Origin of the sequence: Anabaena sp. AL93 (genome assembly GCF_001672085.1) — a bacterium.
Classification (GTDB): domain Bacteria; phylum Cyanobacteriota; class Cyanobacteriia; order Cyanobacteriales; family Nostocaceae; genus Dolichospermum; species Dolichospermum heterosporum.
On the sequence record NZ_LJOU01000039.1, the window covers coordinates 1 to 20,099 of the forward strand.

Here is a 20,099-nt window from a genome sequence, read left to right on the forward strand (position 1 = left end):
GAGTAGGGGGAGTAGGGGAGAAATTTCTTTCTTCTTTCTTCTTTCTTCTTTCTCCTGAACTCCTGAACTCCTGAACTCCTGAACTCCTGAACTCCTGAACTCCTGAACTCCTGAACTCCTGAACTCCTGAACTCCTGAACTCCTGACTGGGCGCAGGACCTGCGCCCCTACCTCCTGACTCCTGATTTTAATTATTTCCTGAAGAATCGGGTTTAAGTCTTTCTCTCCAGGAAGGTTGTGATGATGAAGATCCTCCAGGACTCTTGTTTTCTGAAGATGATCTAGACGGTGCTGATTCTTGACTGCGGCTGCGTCGGGAACGAGATGATTGAGAAGGGGAATCGCCATTGGATTCTTGACTGCGTCTGCGGCGGCGACGGGTAGAATAAGATGTATCATTATTCTCTTGACTATAGCGTCGTCTTCGTCTTGGCCGATTTTCTTCTGAATTTGATGAATCGTCTGATTGATTATATGTTCTTCTGCTTCTACGTCTGCGTCTAGTTGAGGAATCAGAATTATCGGTGTTGTCCTCATCTGATTTTTGATTATTATCATCAACCGACTTATAGATAAGTTTTCTCGGTTTAAGAGGTTGGGCTTTGATAGTACCTTTACGATTTTCTAAATTAGGTCGTGGGGGAAACTTTTCTACAGGCATTCCCTTGAGAGCTTCTGCCATAAATTCATGCCAAGCATAAGCTGCACTACCACTATTACCATAGGTAGGGGTGTTATCATCATTCCCTAACCACACCCCAGCCACTAACTGAGGAATATAACCAATAAACCATAAATCACGGGATTCATCAGTAGTACCTGTTTTGCCGGCAACTTGTCTATCATCTAATTGAGCCGCAGCACCAGTACCATCGGTGACAACATTTCTTAACATCCAGGTCATGATGGCACTGCTATCAGCATCTAGAACTTGTTTGGGTTTATATTTAGCTGACCAAATGACATCTCCTTCGCGGTTGAGGATGCGACGAATGCCATGAGATTCTACATAATTGCCTTGATTGGCGAATGTACCATAGGCGTTGGTCAATTCTAGTAAGTTGACTTCATTAGAACCAAGCGCCAAGGAATAGTTAGGTTTGAGTTCTGACTTAATTCCCATGTCATGGGCAAGTTTAATGGTGGGTTCAAAACCTATTTCTATTATGACTTTTACCGCAATTGTATTGATGGATTTGGTGAGCGCGTCTCTGATGTTTAACCAACCGGAGAACTTGTTATGGGAGTTCTTTGGCTCATAACCATCTATTGATAAGGGTTCATCTAAATAACTATCATAGGGACTTTTACCAGTAGCGATCGCTGTAGCATAGACGAAACCCTTAAAGGTTGATCCTGGTTGTCGTTGGGCTTGGGTTACACGATTAAACTGGTTTTTACCAAAGTCTTTACCGCCGACCATTGCCTGAATTTCGCCACTCCCAGGCTCTATGGCCACCATAGCCGCTTGTTTAAAGTTTTGCCACCGTCCCTCATTTTTTAATATCTTGCCTACTGCGGCTTCTGCGGCTTTTTGCGAAGTTGGGTTTAAGGTTGTTTCTACTATTAAACCACCACTAGCCAAAACATCAGCGGCAACGTACTTTGGCAATTCCTTGTGAACGTAGGTTGTAAAGTAGGGAAAATCAACTTGTAACCGTTTAGGTAAACTGCTGTTAACTATTAATGCTTCCTCAGTCGCGGCTTGTTTTTGGGCGGGTGTAATGATGCCATCTTCCAGCATCCGCTGTAATACCAGATTACGCCGTTCTGTAGCTGTTTTCGGGTTTTTGTCGGGGGCGTAGACGTTAGGTGCAGGAGCTAAACCCGCCAAGGTAGCCATTTCTGATAAAGTCAGTTGATCAACGGATTTACTGAAGTATACCCAAGCGGCATCTCCCACGCCATAAGCCCCAGAACCTAAGTATACGAGATTGAGATAACGTTCGAGAATTTGGTCTTTAGTCAATTCTCGCTCTATTTTTTGGGATAGTCGGACTTCTTTAAGTTTACGCCAGAAGGTTTTTTCTGGTTTGAGGAAGAGAATTCGCGCTACCTGTTGAGTGATGGTACTACCACCTTCTACCACATTTTGCGATCGCAAGTTATTGATAACTGCTCTGGCAATTCCCTGGAGATCAAATCCATTGTGTTGATTAAATCTTCTATCTTCTGAAGCAATAAAAGCTTTCTTTAAAGTATCTGGTATTTGCTCTATTTTCAGTTGCTCTCTTGTAGCTTCTCCCTGCTGTTGTAGCACACTACCATCAGCAGCTTTAATCGTCAGTGTTTGCTCTCGTACCAATGCTCTGAGTGCGGACTGATCTGGTAAATTTTTATCTATTTCTAAGATTGTGTAATGGAAAGCAATGATCCCACTACTAAGACCTAATCCTGCCCAAAACCAAAAACGACGATAAAAAGGTTTATCGCTGCTGGCTATTCTGGTCAAGATTCCAGATGATACCGTTGTCACCTGAGTTATTAACTGCTTTGCATTCACCTGCATTTTCGGTAGTAATTTTTCATTTGTGGACTTGTGATTTTGTTGATGATTACTCAATGGCAATAGCAGTTTCTCCTGTTTGGTTTGAGTGCAATATATTGGTGTTAATATAATATCCCATATAATACCCCATAAAATATTAACTTAATTCAGTGTAAATATATGTTTTCTGCAAAGCCATATTATTGGTATTCATATTATTAATGACAATTAATTCATGCAATTCTCGCATGAGAAAAGTCTGAGAGTTCTTCAGGAGGCAGGAGGAACCCACCCTTAAGGGACTTTTTATTCATACTTCTTTCCTCCTGCCTTTTTTGTAAAAAATCTCTCTCAGTGTATACTGTCAACAAACTTTGCAAATACACTCTAAAAGGAAAATGTTACAAATCCCTGTAACATTAATGCGAACTGCCTACTAATATAGAAATTAAGAAAGTAGTTGGAGCCACCCTTAACTATAAGGGTAAAAATCAAACAACAATTAGGAAGAAAGCCCAGTGGCTAAACATCAGTCTAAACAGCACTCACAACCACAGGTCTCTAGTACAGAGACAAAAGTTGCGGAAAACTCCTTCCAGAAGCAACTGCAAGAATTGCTGAACCAAAAAAAATATCGGCAAGCATTAGAAGAAATCAAGAAAAATCAGCGATTACACCCTAATATTGAATTTACACCCCCAGAATCAGAAATTTGGTTGCTACGGGGTCAGCAAGAATTTCAGAAACAAGATTTTAAACAGGCAGAAAAATCCTTTGCTCGCGCTCTAGAATTCGGTTTGGTGGGAGAAGTTCATTACTGGCAAGCTAAATGTTTACTGGAATTGAAGCAATTAGATGCGGCATTAAAATTACTCAGAAATGCTTTTGAGGCAGGTACTCTACCAAAAGACTACAGCATCTCCTACCTAAAACTCTTGTTCCTCAAAGGAGATACCGCTACAGTTGAGCAATTAATTCAGGAACAATCTAAACGCTTTAGTGCTAATCAACTCCACTGGGTACGAGGTGTTCTGGCACTCAAAAATGGTCAACCAGAAACAGCTTTAACATCTTTTCAGAAAATTAAGCGAGCCGTCACCGATGGAGATTTGCCCATAGCTTGGATCGTTTATACTCAACAAGTCATAGGTAATTGGGATGCTGCGGCCAGTCTTTTGGGGCTGAAATCACTTTCATATGGTCAACCAAAGTATTTGGAGCATCCAATTTTAGAGCGATTGGCGATTTTTCAACATGGAAGAACAGAACAAAAACCCTTCCAATTTATAAATTCACGAACAACAGTAGATAAAAATAGCCAACAGGCATTAGCGATATTGCGAATGTTGCAACTGATTGACCAAGGTAATCACCATGATGCCGCTCATCTGCTATTGAAGATGGAGCGACGTTCCCCACGCTTTCCAGAACTAGAAAGTCTCCGTCCACTGCTGCTTACCCTAGCCGGACAACAAGCACTAAATCAAGGAGAACCAAGTTGTGCTGAACTATTCTGGCAGCCTTTGTTGACAGAGCAACCCTTTAACCCCCAATTGGCAATCAATCTCTTAGAAGTTTTCGATGCTAATGATCATGATCAAGAACGTTCACGCCTGTTAACACGGTTTTTGAAGTGGTTAGAACAGGAAGCAAAACGAAACCCTCAAGAATGGCCTGCACAAAGATTGAAACTGACCCAAGCACATCTCCACTGCTGGATGGCAGATGCTTACATAGCAATAGATCGTGATCGGGCTGCTTTGGGATCTGTGCAACAAGCAGAACGAATTTGTCCCACATCACCAGAAGTGCTGGGACGTAAGGGATTAATTGAAGCAGTAGACGAAAATTATGATGAAGCGATCGCACTACTTACCCAAGCATTAGAAAATGGATGTCGGTATGGAGAAGTTTATAAGACGCTGCTGCACTGTTGGAAGAAACTAGATCACAAACAGGCATTCAATGAAGCTAGGCGCAAATTTGGTAAGCATTTTGGCGACTTGAATCTTGAACCTGAAGTAGAAACATTGCCTTGGATAGATGCGCTCTCTACGTTAAGTTATCCCTTATTTAGCCGTTTTGTGGAGACAGAAGATCCCACAGATCCGCCTATCCGTGCCTGTCAAATATTCGTGAATGCAGTTCAAAGTCCGCCCAATTCCGGAGGTCGGGTGTCATTAGACCAAAAAGCCGCAGCCCAAGTATGGGACAATCTCCTCCAAAGATTAGCAGGTGAAGAACAAATTTCCGTATTGCAAGCGATCGCCCTTTCGATTCAACTCTTTGCCAAACGGGAAAAAGGAATCGCTGCTTTACTAAGTCAGTATCAGCAAAAGTTAATCAACCTATCCATAGAATACCCAGAAGCTAGAGTTGCCAATTTAGTTATCTTAGCCGTCAAAGAAAATAGTTCCAAAAAACTAGACACTCCCGTGCGTTTCTATCTCGACACCATGCCCCAGCCGGGCAATGCTGTGGCAAATATTCAACTTCAAGCCCGCCGTTTTGGCGAAATTAAAACCCTTGTTCCGTTCCTCGATGAAGCACTCCGTCGAGAACCCCAAAACCCCTTATTGCTATTAGCTAAAGCCACTACCTACGATGTGGATCATCCAAACTATGAACAATTAAAACAACAGGGATTTGAATTAGCCCGTCGCCTACAAGATGCCAAAGCCTTACAAGCATTTCGAGAAGAACAGGCATTTGTTAATGATAGAGAAACTCAGAGTGCTATGCCAGATGCAGATGAATTTGACAATCTCGATATGTCAGATATGAATGACTTATTAGAAGGGATGATTAAAAAATTATTTGGCAATAAAATGTCTCCAGCGGAGTTTGAACGGATGCTTCCAGAACTCAAAAAAATGATGTTAAACAATATGCCTGATTTCTCAGATGATGATGATGAAGATGAAGAAGACGAAGAAGATGGAATAGATTTAGACTTTATCTTTAGAAATTCATCTCCATCTAAAAAACGCAAGGGTAGAAAAAAAGCGGGTTTTCAGGAATTGTTGTAAAAGTAAAATATCAAGAGTAATGAACCGCATATAAACACAGATAAGTAGGTGAACACAATAAAACCAAACTGTGTAAAGAAATGTAAAATCGCCTAAACCCTCTTCACTCTTGCCTTTTGCCTCTTGCCTTTTGCCTTGCCATAACGACAATTTTCAACGCCAACCTACTTAAACACAGATGAAGACTGATAGTTTAATTGATGTCATCTTAATGGGAAATTATTTATGGCTGACTACTACGAACGTTTAGGAATTTCACCAGGAGCAACCAGCGCCCAAATTAAAGCGGCTTATCATGCCAAATTACGTGAATTCCCCGCGCATACTTATCCAGAAGAGTTTAAGGCAATTCGAGGAGCTTACGAGGCACTTCGCAAAGGAGAGACAAGTCAATCGGAGGAGTTCTTGAAATTGCGTCCCCTAGAAGCAGAATTGAATCCAGAGATATTAAAACAGTTGCGAGAAAAAGCCCTGGCGCAACTAGAAGTTAGCTTAGATGATCTAATTCGTGCCACATTTTAAATAATTCATATAACAGGGAACAGGGAACAGGGAACAGGGAACAGGGAACAGGGAACAGGTAGGAAGAGAGATTTTTACCAATGACCAATTACCAATTACCAATGACCAATGACCAATGACCAATTACCAATTACCAATGACCAATTACCAATTACCAATTACCAATGACCAATTACCAATGACCAATTACCAATTACCAATTACCAATTACCAATTACCAATTACCAATTACCAATTACCAATGACAACTGACAAAGAAGCTTTATTTGCCAATTTTCTAGATTATTTACAATCAGAACAACTACCCCCTGAATATTTAGGTGAACCACCATCATCTGCTCATGCCTTTGATCCTTATCAAATGGTGTCCGAGTGGACTGCTCTCCGCCATGAAGTTAAGCAACAGGGTAAATTATTGCATTCTACCCAAGATGCTCTGGTACAAGCATTGGCGGTAATTCGGACAGAGCAAGAACAGATGCCAATACGTTTGGAAGAAATTCAAAAACAGGCATCGGGAAAATTTGAACAGCAGCAGGAGAAACTCCTCAAAGATTTGCTGGGTATTGTGGATGCTTTAGATCAGGCTTGTACTTACTGGCAAGAAGAACTAGAAGCATTATCTACTACCTCAAACTCAAAACCACTAATACAAAAAGGCTTTTGGGAAAAGTTATTAGATTGGATTAATGGTAATTATACTCAACCTAGTGAGCCGGAAAAATTACCAATGTCAGAATCATTAACGGAAATTTTCACCAGCAATCAACAGGGAGTGGAGTTAATTAGGCGATCGCTTTTAGAAATACTCAAACAACGCCGTATTGTTCCTATTGTCGCCCAGGGTAAACCTTTTGACTCCCAGACAATGTATGCTGTAGGACGTAAATCAAGGGCAGATGTCGCAGAAAATACGGTGATTCAGGAAGTAATCCGGGGTTATTTATGGGGCGATAGAGTCTTAAGAGAAGCACAGGTGATTGTAGCAACACAAAAATAGAGGAGTACCCGGTTAAGCGATCGCCTTTAGGGGATAGATTGTTGATGCGATCGCCTAACTCCCCTGCCACCCTGCCTCTCTTCTCCCCCTGCTTGCCTTCACCCGTCATTTTCGGGTTGACAGACTACTAGTACAAAACGGCGTAAATAAACCAACCATTCTAAATCCTCCAAAAGCCTATGCTGTCTTCATTTTGACTTTTGACTTTTGACTTTTGACTTCCGCCTTGCGGTACTAGATTCCTGCACCATCAAAGAATTCTTGAATCTGTTTATCTCTGATATTACAAAAATTGTGTTCTTTTGGTAATTCATCTTCTGGAAGGAATTTACCAACTAAAACCGGAGTTTTTGCGGGAGTTTGCAAAGCTTGAATTTGTTCTTCTAATGCTTCAATGCGGTCAACTAAGGTGCGAATTACTTGGGCTTCTGAATCTGGTAAATTGCTGTGTTCTAATGGTGCAACCCGGACTCCAGAACGATAAATAATCCGTCCAGGGACACCGACAACGGTACAACTAGATGGTACGTCTCTCAATACCACTGAACCGGCACCAATGCGGACATTATCACCAATTTCAATATTTCCTAAAACCTTTGCACCTGCACCAACCACGACATTTTCCCCTAATGTGGGGTGACGTTTACCGCTTTCTTTACCTGTTCCCCCCAAGGTAACACCTTGATAAATCAGCGCGTAGTTGCCGATAATTGCTGTTTCCCCAATTACTACTCCCATTCCGTGATCAATAAATACGCCTTTACCAATTGTAGCCCCTGGATGAATTTCTACACCTGTTAAAAACCGGGCAATGTGAGAAATCAAGCGGGGGAAAAAGGGAAGACCAAGACGACGCAACCAGTGTGCAAAGCGGTGAAACACTAGGGCTTGCAAACCTGGATAACAAAACAAAACCTCCAACCAATTCCGGGCTGCGGGGTCACGTTCAAAGATGATGCGAAAATCGGCACGGAGTCTAGAGAACATTGAGATAGTACCCTTGATAGCACAACAAGCTACTCTCCCATATTATCGTGACTTGGTAATTAAGTAGGTTGGCGTTGAAAATTGTCGTTATGGCAAGGCAAAAGGCAAGAGGCAAGAGGCAAGAGTGAAGAGGGTTTGGGCGATTTTACGTTTCTTTATACAGTTTGGTTTTATTGTGTTCACCTACTTAGGGTTTGCTGAATAAGTTTTCTATTAGACTTCCCCGGTAAAGATTGTAGAGACGTTCCATGGAACGTCTCTACAAGGGTTTCAAACGACGCACATTTAATTTTCGGAGATGTCTATTGAAGGGAGGCGACAGCAGATCCCCCTAAATCCCCCTTGGAAAGGGGGACTTTGAGGAATTTAGCCCCCTTTTGTAAGGGGGGTTGGGGGGATCTCGATTAACTCTGATACTTTTCAAACATCCTCTCAAAAACCTTGCACCTATTTTGAGACACCATTAGCCAAAACCTGGCACTTTTTTGTGGTAAAAATCCGCGAAACCCTTTGTTATTAGATGGTTTTAGGTTTATATGGCTAACGCCACGCTACGCTATCAGCAAGCCCTAATTAGGGCTTGCTGATTGGTCATAAAATCCTTATTTTCATAAGAATTACGCAAAATATCGCTCAACCCAACCTATGTTTTCTTAACTGAACTGTATTGCTATTCATTCTGTCTATCCTTTAATCGGTGGATATCCTGATTCTGACATTTAATGCAGTTGCCAGAATACTCCGCCTTTAAGTGTTCCTGGTTCGCTGCTATAACTGCTAACTGTCAGGGATTTTAAATTATCAAAAAGTGGCTTACCTAACACTTCTGCAAGTTTAAGCAAAGGTAGTTGACGTTTGAGAATATCTTGACTATTTTCCCAGTCTAAATAAATATACCCTTGGTTGGGTTGGGGAATTGTCGCAATACTGTTTTGAAATTGGGGATTTTCTAGGAGAGATTTTTGCTTTTGACTCAAAACAGTTTTCAGGGTTTTTAAGTCGGAACTGAAAATTTCATAATTATCTAAGGTTGTATGCACTCCTTTAACTTTCGTGTCAACATTAATAGATGTGTTATTTTTACTTGTGGCTGTAATTTTTGTCCAAGCTGATATTTTTTGTTGATCTAAAGTTAGGGAACTAACATTAAAGCCACTTCTACTGGCAATATTATTTAAATGTGTGATTCCTGCTGCTAACCCTGGGGTTTTTTCGCTGACAAATAACCAATTAAGGGTTGTATTTTCCGAATTGGGTAATAAAGCTAAAGCGTATTCTCCCGTTACCCAATTGAAAATATCTGCGCTAAAGTTTAAATTCCAATGGTCTTGGATTGTTGCTAGGGGCTGTAGTAATCGAGCCGTACCATCTTTACTAGAACCGTAAATGCTTGCTGTCAGTTGCTTCCACAGTTTTGCTACATCGCTATTATCTAATTTACTCAAATTTGTGCCGGCGATCGCTAAAGCTGTTGATTCTGGAATATACTGTAATGCTCCCACAGGTTGAGATAGTGGTAAATATGAAGGTAAAATCTGGGAATTTGTGAAAAATGTACTTTCTGTGAGCAACCCTTGGGAGTTGAGAACGAAAGATAGAATTTGGCTATTATAAGTTGATTCTGCTAATTCTAACCCTTGCCATTTACCAACTTCCGGTAAATTTAAGAAAGTTATAGCTACAGCATTTTTAGAGATTTTTTGAGTAGCTTTTTGATATTCTAGAGAACTAATTAAGTTTAAATCTGGAGCTTGTAAATTATTAATTGCTTCCTTGATCACTTGAGGATGATTAGCCAGTAAAACAAAATTATTAACAACTGCACCAGCTAAATTATTTTGGATATTGGATATTGGATTTTGGATATTTACGCCTGATGAATATTCGGTATTATCATAAATAACCTTGACACCTTTGTAACGTTCAATTCCTAAATTAGTCCCACTAAAAGCCCGTTTAGAAAATAACAACTCCAAAAAATCACGGCTTTTCCCTGGTTTTGCAGTGGCAAGTGCCATTAAATACCCAGTCTGTAGTCCGTTCTCTGGATCACGGTCTATATCTATGGTAGTTACAGCTAGGGTAATTTCATCACCCAACCAGGGTTTAATATCATCTTGATAATCTATATTACTTTTTGCCAGTAGACGATTTTTGAGTTGAGAAAATTCTCCTTTTGGTGCTATTTTCTGTAACCCGTCGGGATTGATCAATAATGAAACCATTGCTGGTGAGGACTTGGAGACAAATATAGCCGCAGCGGGTTGAGAGTTGCGAACTACAAGACTAACTGGACTTTTTTCCGAAAACCAGGAGAATTTAGCTAAACAAACTAGTATAAGCGTAATTATGCCAGCTATAAGGAAACCAAGTTTAATATTTTTTGTTAAGTGTTGACTGTTCACATTCTTTATATTTTCTAGCTTTTCTGCAAACATGAATAGTATAGGATTTTTTAGAAAAACTGCATGACAAATACATCATTTGATCAACCCTTTTCCGAAATTACTGTTGAGGAACTAGCCAAACGGCTTGAAAATCATGAAGAACCCCTTCAGTTAATAGATGTGCGTGAACCCCAGGAAATTGCCATATCACGGCTAGATGGTTTTGTCAATCTTCCTTTAAGTGAATATGAGCAATGGAATCAACAAGTCCCTGTTCGCTTTGATGTCCACGCAGAAACTCTGGTTCTCTGTCATCATGGTATGCGTTCCGCTCAGATGTGCCAGTGGTTAGTTACTCAAGGATTCACAAATGTTAAAAATATTACGGGTGGCATTTCCGCTTATTCGATTTTAGTTGATCCTTCTGTGCCGCAATATTAGGGAACAGTAGGGGCGCAGGCCCTGCGCCCAGAATTCAGAAGGAATCAACAAGATATTTCATCATCGTATCCCTTCTCCGTAGGGGCGCAGGGCCTGCGCCCAGAATTCAGAAGGAATCAACAAGATATTTCCACCCCTACCCTCTACTGGCGCGGTCAAAATTTTGATCAATAGAAAATAATATTTTGTGACTAAAACCACAACTTAGGTTGATAGACTATGAGATAATACTGAAACAGAGAGAAATTCATCTTCTTTTTGGATTTCAGCTATGTAGTAATAACAAATGCAGCAAATAAATGCTGAAAGTAAATTTTGTGTTCAATTAATACAATATAAGTATATAATTTGCTATCTTACTTTAATTAATAATTAATTCTTTTTTCCATTTTTGCGGTAAAAACCACATTTTTTTCCAATTTTGATTAAGATTTGCCTTCAGTAAAAAAATCACTTATGCAAGTTCATCTGACTAATCGGCAACAGAATATACTTTATGCAACTGTACGTCATTATATTACCACAGCAGAGCCTGTTGGCTCTAAAGCTTTAATTGAAGGATTTGATTTAGGTGTTAGCTCGGCTACGATTCGCAGTGTGATGGGTGTTTTGGAAAAATCAGGGTTACTTTATCAACCACATACTTCTGCGGGTAGAATTCCTTCTGATTCTGGTTATCGTATTTACGTTGATCAATTAATTAAACCATCAGAAACTTTAGCAAAAGAGGTAGAAACCGTATTACAAAAACATCTGCATTGGGAAGATTGCAGTTTGGAGGCCTTATTACAAGGCGCTGCCCAAATTTTAGCAACATTGAGCGGCTGTATTACTTTAATTACTATGCCGCAACCCACAACCGCAAAGTTACGACATTTGCAACTGGTGCAAATTGAATCAGAGCGAATTATGTTAATTGTGGTGACAGATAGTTATGAAACCCATTCTAAGGTGATGGATTTATTTTTACATAATCCAGAAAGTAAACCAGAAGCGGAGGTAATTGATCATCAATTGCAGATTGTCTCTAACTTTTTGAATACTCATTTAAGAGGACAGAGTTTATTAGAAATAGGCTATCTTGATTGGAGTAAATTGGATCAGGAGTTTAGAGTTTATGGTGAATTATTAAAAAGTTCTTTGGTAGAATTGACTCATCGCGCTCTAGCACCAACAACTACACAAATTATGGTGCGGGGGATTGGAGAGGTTTTACGACAACCTGAGTTTTCTCAGGTACAGCAGGTACAGACAATTATGCAATTATTGGAAGAGGAACAAGACCAACTTTGGCATTTAATTTGTGAAGAAGCAGAAATGCACGATATGAATAAGTCTAAGGTAACAGTGCGAATTGGCACAGAAAATCCTCTTGAACCTATTCGGACTTGTACTTTGATTTCTGCTATTTATCGGCGGGGTTCTGTGCCAGTAGGAAGTGTGGGAGTTTTGGGTCCAACTAGGTTAGACTATGAGAGTGCGATCGCTGTAGTTGCAGCAGCAGCAGATTATCTCTCGGAAGCTTTTAGTTAATTTCCATAAATTCATGTTGAGAAAAATCACTTTTGGTCTATTATGGCTAGGATTTGTTTCCTATGCCTTTTTCTTTGCTCCTCCCGAACAACCTGATACTTTTGAGTTAATCAAAAATCTCTCTACAGGCAATTGGCAAGGCATTAATCCTCTGATTATATCTTTATTTAATATCATGGGGATTTGGCCTTTTATATATAGTGCAGTCGTCTTTTTTGATGGTAGAGGTCAAAAAATCCCAGCTTGGCCTTTCGCTAGTGGTGCTTTTGCATTAGGTGCTTTTGCACTTTTACCCTATTTGGCTTTAAGACAACCCAATCAAAAGTTTATTGGTGAAAAAAATTTATTTCTGAAAATCCTAGATTCTCGCATTTTAGGAATTTTATTAACTATAGGAACGGCGGTTTTATTCGCATCTGGTTTACAAGGCGATTGGGGTGATTTTGTCCAACAGTGGCAAAGTAGCCGATTTATTCATGTGATGAGTTTAGATTTTGTGATGTTGAGTCTATTGTTTCCCACATTACTAGGAGATGATATGGCGCGACGAGGTGGGAAAGATAATCAATTATTTTGGTTATTTGTAATGCCTTTATTTGGAGCTTTGATTTATTTGTGTGTCCGTCCACCTGTAGAGATAGAAAATAAAATAGGAGTTGAGAAGCCTATAATCATCTAACTCCTAAACAATAAAATCAAAAAGGTGAGTATCCAGTTGTGAACATTTTATAACCCGATGTAATACAAATTAAGGAGAGAAAAAATTGCCATAAACTGGTAGGACTAAGAATTGCACGACTACTAATAAATACCGCCATAATACCCACAGAAATAGCAATCCATCCCAGATTTTTCATACTTTCTGAGAAAAAAACTAGCATCAATACACCTAATGTTAGTGCTAACACTGAAATATCAGCGGCAATTCCTCGCCACCAGTAAGGATAGACATTGGTTGTAAAAAATATATTTTTCCCAACTAAGTAAATACCTAAAATCAGCAAACCAAAGCCGGCAATTCTCATTAAAAAGCGCATAATTACCCTGATTACACTCAAAACGGTTAGGACATGGACTTTTGTAAAATCACGAAAACCCTAGATTTGTAGGGGTAAAGCAAGAGCTTCATTGGTGTCAACTTAAGCTACAGGTGGCTTATTTGTTGGCTTCCACACCCACCCTGAAATGATAGCGTAGCGTGGCGTTAGCCATATTTCAGGGCTAATACTGCTCGGTCAAGCTTGAAAATTCATTATATGGTAGGTTGAGTTGTTCGCGTCAGCGTTGCGGAGCAATGGAACGAAACCCAACATTATCAAGGATTTTGTTGGGTTTCGCTATCACTCAACCCAACCTTGTATCTTAGAGGTATGTTAGAGGAAGTGGTAGCGACCCAATTAGGTTCTAAAACTAGGGATGACAAAAAAATATTTCCATCTGACAAACAATTAATAAATAACCATCCTGTACATCCTCAAATCCTGGACATCCTGATTCAGACAAAAAATATTTCCATCTAACAAACAATTGATAAATAACCATCCTGTACATCCTCAAATCCTGGACATCCTGATTCAGACAAAAAATATTTCCATCTAACAAACAATTGATAAATAACCATCCTGTACATCCTCAAATCCTGGACATCCTGATTCAGACAAAAAATATTTCCATCTGACAATTACCTATATATTGTCTGTCTACATAATCTGTTGTCTTTCCTTTCTTTTTGCCCCCTGTTTCATCTATTACTAAAATAAATGACTCTCCTGCCAGTCCCTTTAATAATAAATCAAGTCTATATCTATTAATTTATGTCTTTTTGTTCGCTCAACTCTTTGATATTCTAAATCTTTAAAGTGATCTGCAATTGTGATTTTTGGTGGTAACTTCATTTCCAGATTTTGTCTCTTTATTTTCTTTGAGGATACCACTTCAACCTATTTTATTGATTCTTATAGAAACAAATTTACCATGAAATTTTCTCTGTATTTAAATATTAACTTGATATTAAACTATTAATACTGCCCTTTTTCTCTATTTACATAAGTTACATTTTGTCAAAAAAAATTAGATGCGTTTCCCCTGGGGTAACAGGGAACAGAAAAAACTCATGTTTAAAAAATTTGTTAATACCTGTTCTATTTGATAGGATGCTCCTTTCTTTATCCGAGTGATAAAATCAATTTTATGGTCAATTAATTACTGCCAAAATGCAAAATGATAAAAGCCTCTATCCAGCATTAGTAAGGTATTCTCTTTCACTACCTTCAGTAAATCTTGCTCCCAATGAGTATCTGCTTGTTTAGGATTTGTCCAAAACCAAATTTCTATAGTCTACTGGCGATTCCTACGGAGCGCTTCGCTATCGCCTCATTTTCTAGTTGGGGGCGATTCTTCTTCAGGCGATCGCTAATGATGCCCCAGCCTTGTCAAACTCAGGCACTCATAAAAAGTTTTGATAACATTCCTTATGACGCATGGCAACAACAGCACCCATATAAAGAATGGCACGAACGTGGGCGCGACCACCATTAATCATTCGTTTACCTTTATGCTGACCACTATCATGATTAATTGGTGCAACACCAACTAAACGAGAGATTTGCTTGGCAGTTAATTGACCTAATTCTGGTAAGTCAGAAACTAGAGTGGCATCGGTTTTGGCTAACTTACCTGTAGCTTTAGCAAAGTCTCTTCCCTGACGAGGATTGATTAATGCTACTGGTAAAAGAGCCGCTTGCAATTGAATTATTAATTCTGTTTCTAGTCCTCCTGTTGCTTCCAGTACGATTAGGTTTAAATCGTCAGATTGAAGTTGCTTAACTAGATTAGCTATTTCTGTTTCAGTATTAGCAAATTGAAAGGTTGGGTTGTGGAACGTAAACGTATCCCTGCGGGACACTGCGTGAACGCGGAGCAATAGCATGAAACCCAAGATTATCAAGGATTTTGTTGGGTTTTGCGATTCCTACGGAGCGCTTTGCTATCGCTCAAACCAGCCTACATTTCCTTGACCGACAAGTATTGGATTGGGTCGCAGTAGATATTCAAGATACTTTAAAAAAAGCTCATGATAATTACTGCGTTGAATAAATACAGATTTTTACTTTGTACTGAATTTTCTATGAATCCATCTATGATAAAATTATTTAATAATTGACAACTAACAACTGATAATTAATCAAATGAATGATTTTTGGAATACGATTTTAGACTTTGCGGAAACTACTACTACTAGAGTAGGAAAACAATTAATGCAGGATTTTGGCAAAGTTCAAGCTTCACAAAAATCTGATGGTAGCTTAGTCACAAAATCTGATAAATGGGCAGATCAAGAAATTCGAGATGCGATTGTTTCTACCTTTTCCGGTTACGGCATTTTGAGCGAAGAAAGTGATAGTGAAGAGCTGCTGCAAGCAGGTCAAACTTTTCCGAATACAGAATGGTGTTGGGTTATTGATCCTTTGGATGGTACAACAAATTTTACCAGAGGAATTCCGATTTGGTCTATTTCCTTGGGCTTACTTTATCGTGGAACTCCCATTTTTGGTTATGTTTACGTACCACCATTAAATCAAGTCTTTCATGGATTTTGGGCGGGTTCATCGGGCTTAACAACGCCAACGGGAGCATTTTTAAATAATCATCCCATTCATACCAGTAAAGATGCTCCTAGCAAAAACCACTTTTTTAACCTTTGTTCTCGCAGTACCGACATTATTCAACCAGGTTTTCCCTGTAAAATTCGGATGTTAGGAGTTGCTAGTTATAATTTTCTTTCAGTCGCCACTGGTGCGGTTTTGGGAGGAATTGAAGCCACACCAAAGGTATGGGATATTGCAGGTGCTTGGGTAATTGTGCAAGCTGCGGGTGGGACGTGGGTATCGCTCAATTCTGAGTCTTTTCCATTATCGCCGGGAATAGATTATAGCGATCGCTCTTTTCCTACGATGGTTGTGAGTAATTCCGATATAGTTCCGATATTTACACCATTTCTAGAAAATGTAAAATTTTAATAACTAATAATTAAAACCGAATAATTATACTCCGCAGGGGAATAAATTGAGCCTTTGCGTAAAGGGGATATATGGATGTAAAAACGCAAGTTATTACCTTCTCAAGTATAACAACTGACAACTGACAAAATTATGAAAGGACTTTGGTTAGAAAATAATCAACTAGAATTACGCACCAATATTCCTATCCCTGAACCACCACCAGGAGAGGCTTTGGTGCGGGTTTTGCGAGCAGGAATTTGTAATACTGACTTAGAATTAATTAAAGGTTATTACCCCTATACTGGCATTATCGGTCATGAATTTGTTGGTATTGTCGAACAAGCTCCCAAACAGTTAATTAATCAAAGAGTCGTTGGTGAAATTAACGCCGCTTGTGGTAATTGTCGTTTTTGTCGTCGCGGACAACCAACACATTGTGAAAATCGCACGGTTTTAGGAATTGTTAACCGTAATGGTGCATTTGCAGAATATCTATCTCTACCTATTGAGAATTTGCATCTTGTCCCCGAAAATGTATCTACAGCAGCAGCAACTTTTACTGAACCCATAGCCGCAGCATTGGAAATTCAACAACAAATACAAATATCTAAGGATGACCGAGTATTAGTGGTTGGAGATGGTAAGCTAGGACAACTAATAGCCCAAACTTTAGCCTTAACTGGTTGTGAATTATTGGTAGTCGGAAGACACGAAGACAAATTAATAAATTTAGCAGGAAAAGGAATTAAAACAGGTTTAGCTGATAGTGTCACCGATAGATATTTTGATATCTCCGTTGATTGTACCGGAAATCCTGAAGGCTTTAATATTGCTCGTCGGGCTTTACGTCCTCGTGGGACATTAATCTTAAAAAGCACTTATGCGGGAAATCTTAGTTTAGATGCTTCCTCGTTAGTAGTAGATGAAATTACCCTGATTGGTTCTCGTTGTGGTCCCTTTGTTCCGGCGTTAGAATTGTTGGCGACGGGAAAGGTAGATGTCCAATATTTAATTGATAGTTCTTATCCTCTTTCTCAAGGTTTAGAAGCTTTTGAAAAAGCCAAAACTAAGGGGGTTTTAAAAGTGTTACTGGAAATGAGTTCTTAATCAGGGTTAATAGAATTAAGATATCAACAGAGGGTGTTTGAAAAGTCATATTGCTGTATAAAATGTTTTACCCCTCCCTAACCCTCCCCTTGCAAATTATCGTGTACACACAAGTTAAATTACCCTCCTTAATCGGGAGGTGGGGGAGAGTAGGGGAGTGGGGGAGGTGGGGGAGGTAGGGGGGAGTAGGGGAGTGAAGAGTAAAAGAGTAAAAGAGTAAAAGAGTAAAGGAGGTGAGAAAGAAGATGATTGGTAACTCAGAAGAATCAAACTCAATATCAATGGTTAAATCTCATAGAGATTTGGGAATTTATCAAATTGCTGTTGAAGCAGCAATGAAAATTTTTGGGTTATCAAAAAATTTTCCTGTTGAAGAAAGATATTCTCTAACAGATCAAATTCGTCGTTCTTCTCGTTCTGTTTGTGCGAATATGGCAGAAGCTTGGCGTAAACGTCGTTATGAGGCTGCTTTTGTTGCTAAATTAAATGATTGTGTTCGGGGAGCGTGGCGAAGCCATAACCAAACAAATGCGTCGGGTTGCGCTGTCGCTTAACCCGACCTACAAAAAATGGACAAAGTATTGCCTAAATATACATTTTTGTAGTTTTTAACCTTTTTTTTATTTCTTTGTGAGAAATCCGGGTTAACCTCGTAATATTTTTTAATTTTTAATTTCCTGGAGATAAATATCGTGTGTTCAGTTACAGTTATTTTGCCACAAATTAAGCAACAATAAGGATTCTTGAATTCAATTCTGAGTCGGTGATGCTTTTCTTGATAACTGATATGTAGCCCTTTATATAAATTTTATGTTGCGGTTTTATGAAACCTCGAATTATTGTTTGTGGCTTAGGACGTACCGGATATAAAATCTTTCGCTTACTCAGACAACAGGGGGCTTTGGTGGTAGGTATTCATCGCAAACCTGTTTCTGGTGAACCTGCTGCTAATATAATTGTTGGTGAGTTACACGCAGCTTCTACTTTACAAGCGGCAGGAATTACAGAAGCACATACTTTGGTAATTGCAACTTCTGATGATGCTTTGAATTTATCAATTATGATGCAAGCACGGGTTCTTAATCCCCAAATTCGGATTATTAATCGGTTTTATAATACGAATTTAGGTGAACGTCTTGATCAAACTCTGTCGAATCATTTAAGTATGAGTGTTGTGGGTTTGGCAGCACCTGTATTTACCTTTGCGGCTTTGGGGAATAAGGCTATTGGTCAAATTAAGTTACTTGAGCAAATTTGGCCAATTCAAGAGGAATATATCCACGAAAATCATCCCTGGAAAGGCAGAAAAATTAGTGATTTATGGGAAGATCCCACAAGGATGCTGATTTATTATGTGGCTGTGGAAGGAAAGCTAAATTTAGTATCTGCGGTGCTGTTGGAACAACAATTAAGAGTAGGCGATCGCTTAATTATTGGTACTCAACCTCGCATTCGTCCCCAACGTAAGTCATTAGTCAGAAAATTAGTTAAAGTTTTTGCCAATATTCGGGAGTTTCAGAAACACGCCCAATCAGTTGTGGGTATGGCAATTGCTTTATTCGTAATTATTTTAATATCCACTTTTACCTATTTTGCTAGTAAACATAGTATCTCTTTTATTGATGCTTTATATTTTGCTGTTGGCATGATTACGGGGGCTGGTGGTAATGATAAGGTTGTCGAAAATGCACCAGACAGCATTAAGTTATTTACTATTGTGATTATGCTAATTGGGGCTGCGGTAATTGGGATTTGGTACGCGATGCTGACGGATTTTATCCTGGGTAGTCGCTTAAAACAATTTTTGGATGCGGCAAGAATTCCTCAACATCATCATTATATTGTTTGTGGTTTAAGTGGTATTGGCATTAGAATTGTTCAACAATTGCACCTGAGTGGACATGAGGTAGTAGTTATTGAAACGGATGCTAATAATAGATATGTGACTACTGCTAGAGGAATGAGTATTCCGGTTATTCTTGCTGATGCGAGTTTTCGGGCTACTTTACAAGCAAGTAATATTAACACTGCTACCGCAGTTTTAGCTGTTACTAATAATGATGCGACTAATTTGGAAATTGCCCTCAAGGCTAAGTCTTTAGCGCCAAAGATTCCTGTAATTGTCAACTATGCTGATCCTGATTTTGCTGGTATAGCACAACAGGTATTTGATTTTGAGGCTGTATTTAGTCCTGCTGAACTCGCTGCTCCTGCTTTTGCTGCGGCTGCTCTCGGTGGTAGGATTATTGGTAATGGGATTATTGCTGATAATTTATGGGTAGCTTTTGCAACCACTATTACACCGATACACCCTTTTTGTGATGAGTGGGTGAAGGATGTGGCTAAGTTTGCGGATTTTGTGCCTTTGTATGTGGAAATCAACCATGAAACTGTACAAGGCTGGGATTTGCTAGAAACAATTCTTGCTCCCGGAGATGTGCTGTATTTAACTATGCCCGCTAATAGGTTAAATCAGTTATGGCGAGAAGAAGGAAAGGGGATCGGGGTTTAGTTGATTTTTATTTTATGATAGTTCTTCCTTATCAATGTCAATGATATCAAATTCTCAGCCGGAAGTCAAGACTTGATTGAGAGATTTTGGGC

General features: G+C 39.3%; 13 protein-coding genes and 3 pseudogenes. 10 read left to right on the forward strand and 6 right to left on the reverse strand.

What is annotated here, in order from left to right:
• Window positions 1-187 precede the first annotated feature (187 nt).
• Window positions 188-2,509: a transglycosylase domain-containing protein gene (locus tag AN486_RS11910; protein WP_290600830.1), complete on the reverse strand. Its 2,322-nt coding sequence runs from the start codon at window positions 2,507-2,509 to the stop codon at window positions 188-190.
• A gap of 497 nt (window positions 2,510-3,006) precedes the next feature.
• On the opposite strand from AN486_RS11910, the gene AN486_RS11915 reads away from it, so the two are divergent.
• From AN486_RS11915 to AN486_RS11925, 3 genes are all read left to right on the forward strand, one after another.
• The gene (locus tag AN486_RS11915; RefSeq protein ID WP_290600785.1) at window positions 3,007-5,517 is read left to right on the forward strand and encodes a tetratricopeptide repeat protein; all 2,511 of its coding nucleotides are present in this window, start codon (window positions 3,007-3,009) and stop codon (window positions 5,515-5,517) included.
• 225 nt (window positions 5,518-5,742) lie between these two features.
• Window positions 5,743-6,039 carry a DnaJ domain-containing protein gene (locus AN486_RS11920; RefSeq protein WP_053538025.1) on the forward strand — a complete coding sequence of 99 codons (297 nt, stop codon included), beginning with the start codon at window positions 5,743-5,745 and terminating at the stop codon, window positions 6,037-6,039.
• A 115-nt stretch (window positions 6,040-6,154) separates the two neighbouring features.
• Window positions 6,155-7,039: a nucleotide exchange factor GrpE gene (locus tag AN486_RS11925; RefSeq protein WP_290600789.1), complete on the forward strand. Its 885-nt coding sequence runs from the start codon at window positions 6,155-6,157 to the stop codon at window positions 7,037-7,039.
• Between the two features lie 234 nt (window positions 7,040-7,273).
• Here AN486_RS11925 and cysE read toward each other — a convergent pair whose 3' ends face one another.
• Window positions 7,274-8,026, reverse strand: a complete 753-nt coding sequence (gene cysE / locus AN486_RS11930; RefSeq protein ID WP_027402645.1) for a serine O-acetyltransferase — start codon at window positions 8,024-8,026, stop codon at window positions 7,274-7,276.
• A gap of 719 nt (window positions 8,027-8,745) precedes the next feature.
• Complete coding sequence (locus AN486_RS11935; RefSeq protein ID WP_081424135.1) at window positions 8,746-10,464, reverse strand: DUF3352 domain-containing protein; 1,719 nt, start codon at window positions 10,462-10,464, stop codon at window positions 8,746-8,748.
• A 30-nt stretch (window positions 10,465-10,494) separates the two neighbouring features.
• On the opposite strand from AN486_RS11935, the gene AN486_RS11940 reads away from it, so the two are divergent.
• The 3 genes from AN486_RS11940 to AN486_RS11950 all read left to right on the forward strand — a co-directional run bounded on the left by AN486_RS11940 (window position 10,495) and on the right by AN486_RS11950 (window position 13,066).
• Complete coding sequence (locus tag AN486_RS11940) at window positions 10,495-10,854, forward strand: rhodanese-like domain-containing protein (protein WP_053538027.1); 360 nt, start codon at window positions 10,495-10,497, stop codon at window positions 10,852-10,854.
• Window positions 10,855-11,310: 456 nt separating this feature from the next.
• A complete protein-coding gene (gene hrcA, locus AN486_RS11945; RefSeq protein WP_027402642.1) occupies window positions 11,311-12,387 on the forward strand; it encodes a heat-inducible transcriptional repressor HrcA in 1,077 nt (358 codons plus the stop codon).
• 13 nt (window positions 12,388-12,400) lie between these two features.
• Window positions 12,401-13,066, forward strand: coding sequence for a hypothetical protein (locus AN486_RS11950; RefSeq protein WP_027402641.1), 666 nt, complete (start codon window positions 12,401-12,403; stop codon window positions 13,064-13,066).
• A gap of 16 nt (window positions 13,067-13,082) precedes the next feature.
• On the opposite strand, the gene AN486_RS11955 is transcribed toward AN486_RS11950, so the two are convergent.
• The 3 genes and pseudogenes from AN486_RS11955 to AN486_RS11965 all read right to left on the reverse strand — a co-directional run.
• The gene (locus AN486_RS11955) at window positions 13,083-13,424 is read right to left on the reverse strand and encodes a hypothetical protein (protein WP_039202515.1); all 342 of its coding nucleotides are present in this window, start codon (window positions 13,422-13,424) and stop codon (window positions 13,083-13,085) included.
• Window positions 13,425-14,103: 679 nt separating this feature from the next.
• Window positions 14,104-14,282 (reverse strand): annotated as a pseudogene (locus AN486_RS11960) (ISAs1 family transposase); the annotation flags it as partial.
• 551 nt (window positions 14,283-14,833) lie between these two features.
• Window positions 14,834-15,244: pseudogene (locus AN486_RS11965) on the reverse strand (transposase); the annotation flags it as partial.
• Between the two features lie 331 nt (window positions 15,245-15,575).
• Here AN486_RS11965 and AN486_RS11970 point away from each other — a divergent pair.
• The 4 genes and pseudogenes from AN486_RS11970 to AN486_RS11985 all read left to right on the forward strand — a co-directional run bounded on the left by AN486_RS11970 (window position 15,576) and on the right by AN486_RS11985 (window position 20,007).
• Window positions 15,576-16,406, forward strand: coding sequence for an inositol monophosphatase family protein (locus AN486_RS11970; RefSeq protein ID WP_053538030.1), 831 nt, complete (start codon window positions 15,576-15,578; stop codon window positions 16,404-16,406).
• Window positions 16,407-16,538: 132 nt separating this feature from the next.
• Window positions 16,539-17,495 carry an alcohol dehydrogenase catalytic domain-containing protein gene (locus AN486_RS11975; protein WP_168635072.1) on the forward strand — a complete coding sequence of 319 codons (957 nt, stop codon included), beginning with the start codon at window positions 16,539-16,541 and terminating at the stop codon, window positions 17,493-17,495.
• A 245-nt stretch (window positions 17,496-17,740) separates the two neighbouring features.
• Window positions 17,741-17,989, forward strand: a pseudogene (locus AN486_RS11980) (four helix bundle protein); the annotation flags it as partial.
• Between the two features lie 329 nt (window positions 17,990-18,318).
• Window positions 18,319-20,007, forward strand: coding sequence for a TrkA family potassium uptake protein (locus tag AN486_RS11985; RefSeq protein WP_027404849.1), 1,689 nt, complete (start codon window positions 18,319-18,321; stop codon window positions 20,005-20,007).
• Window positions 20,008-20,099: the final 92 nt, after the last annotated feature.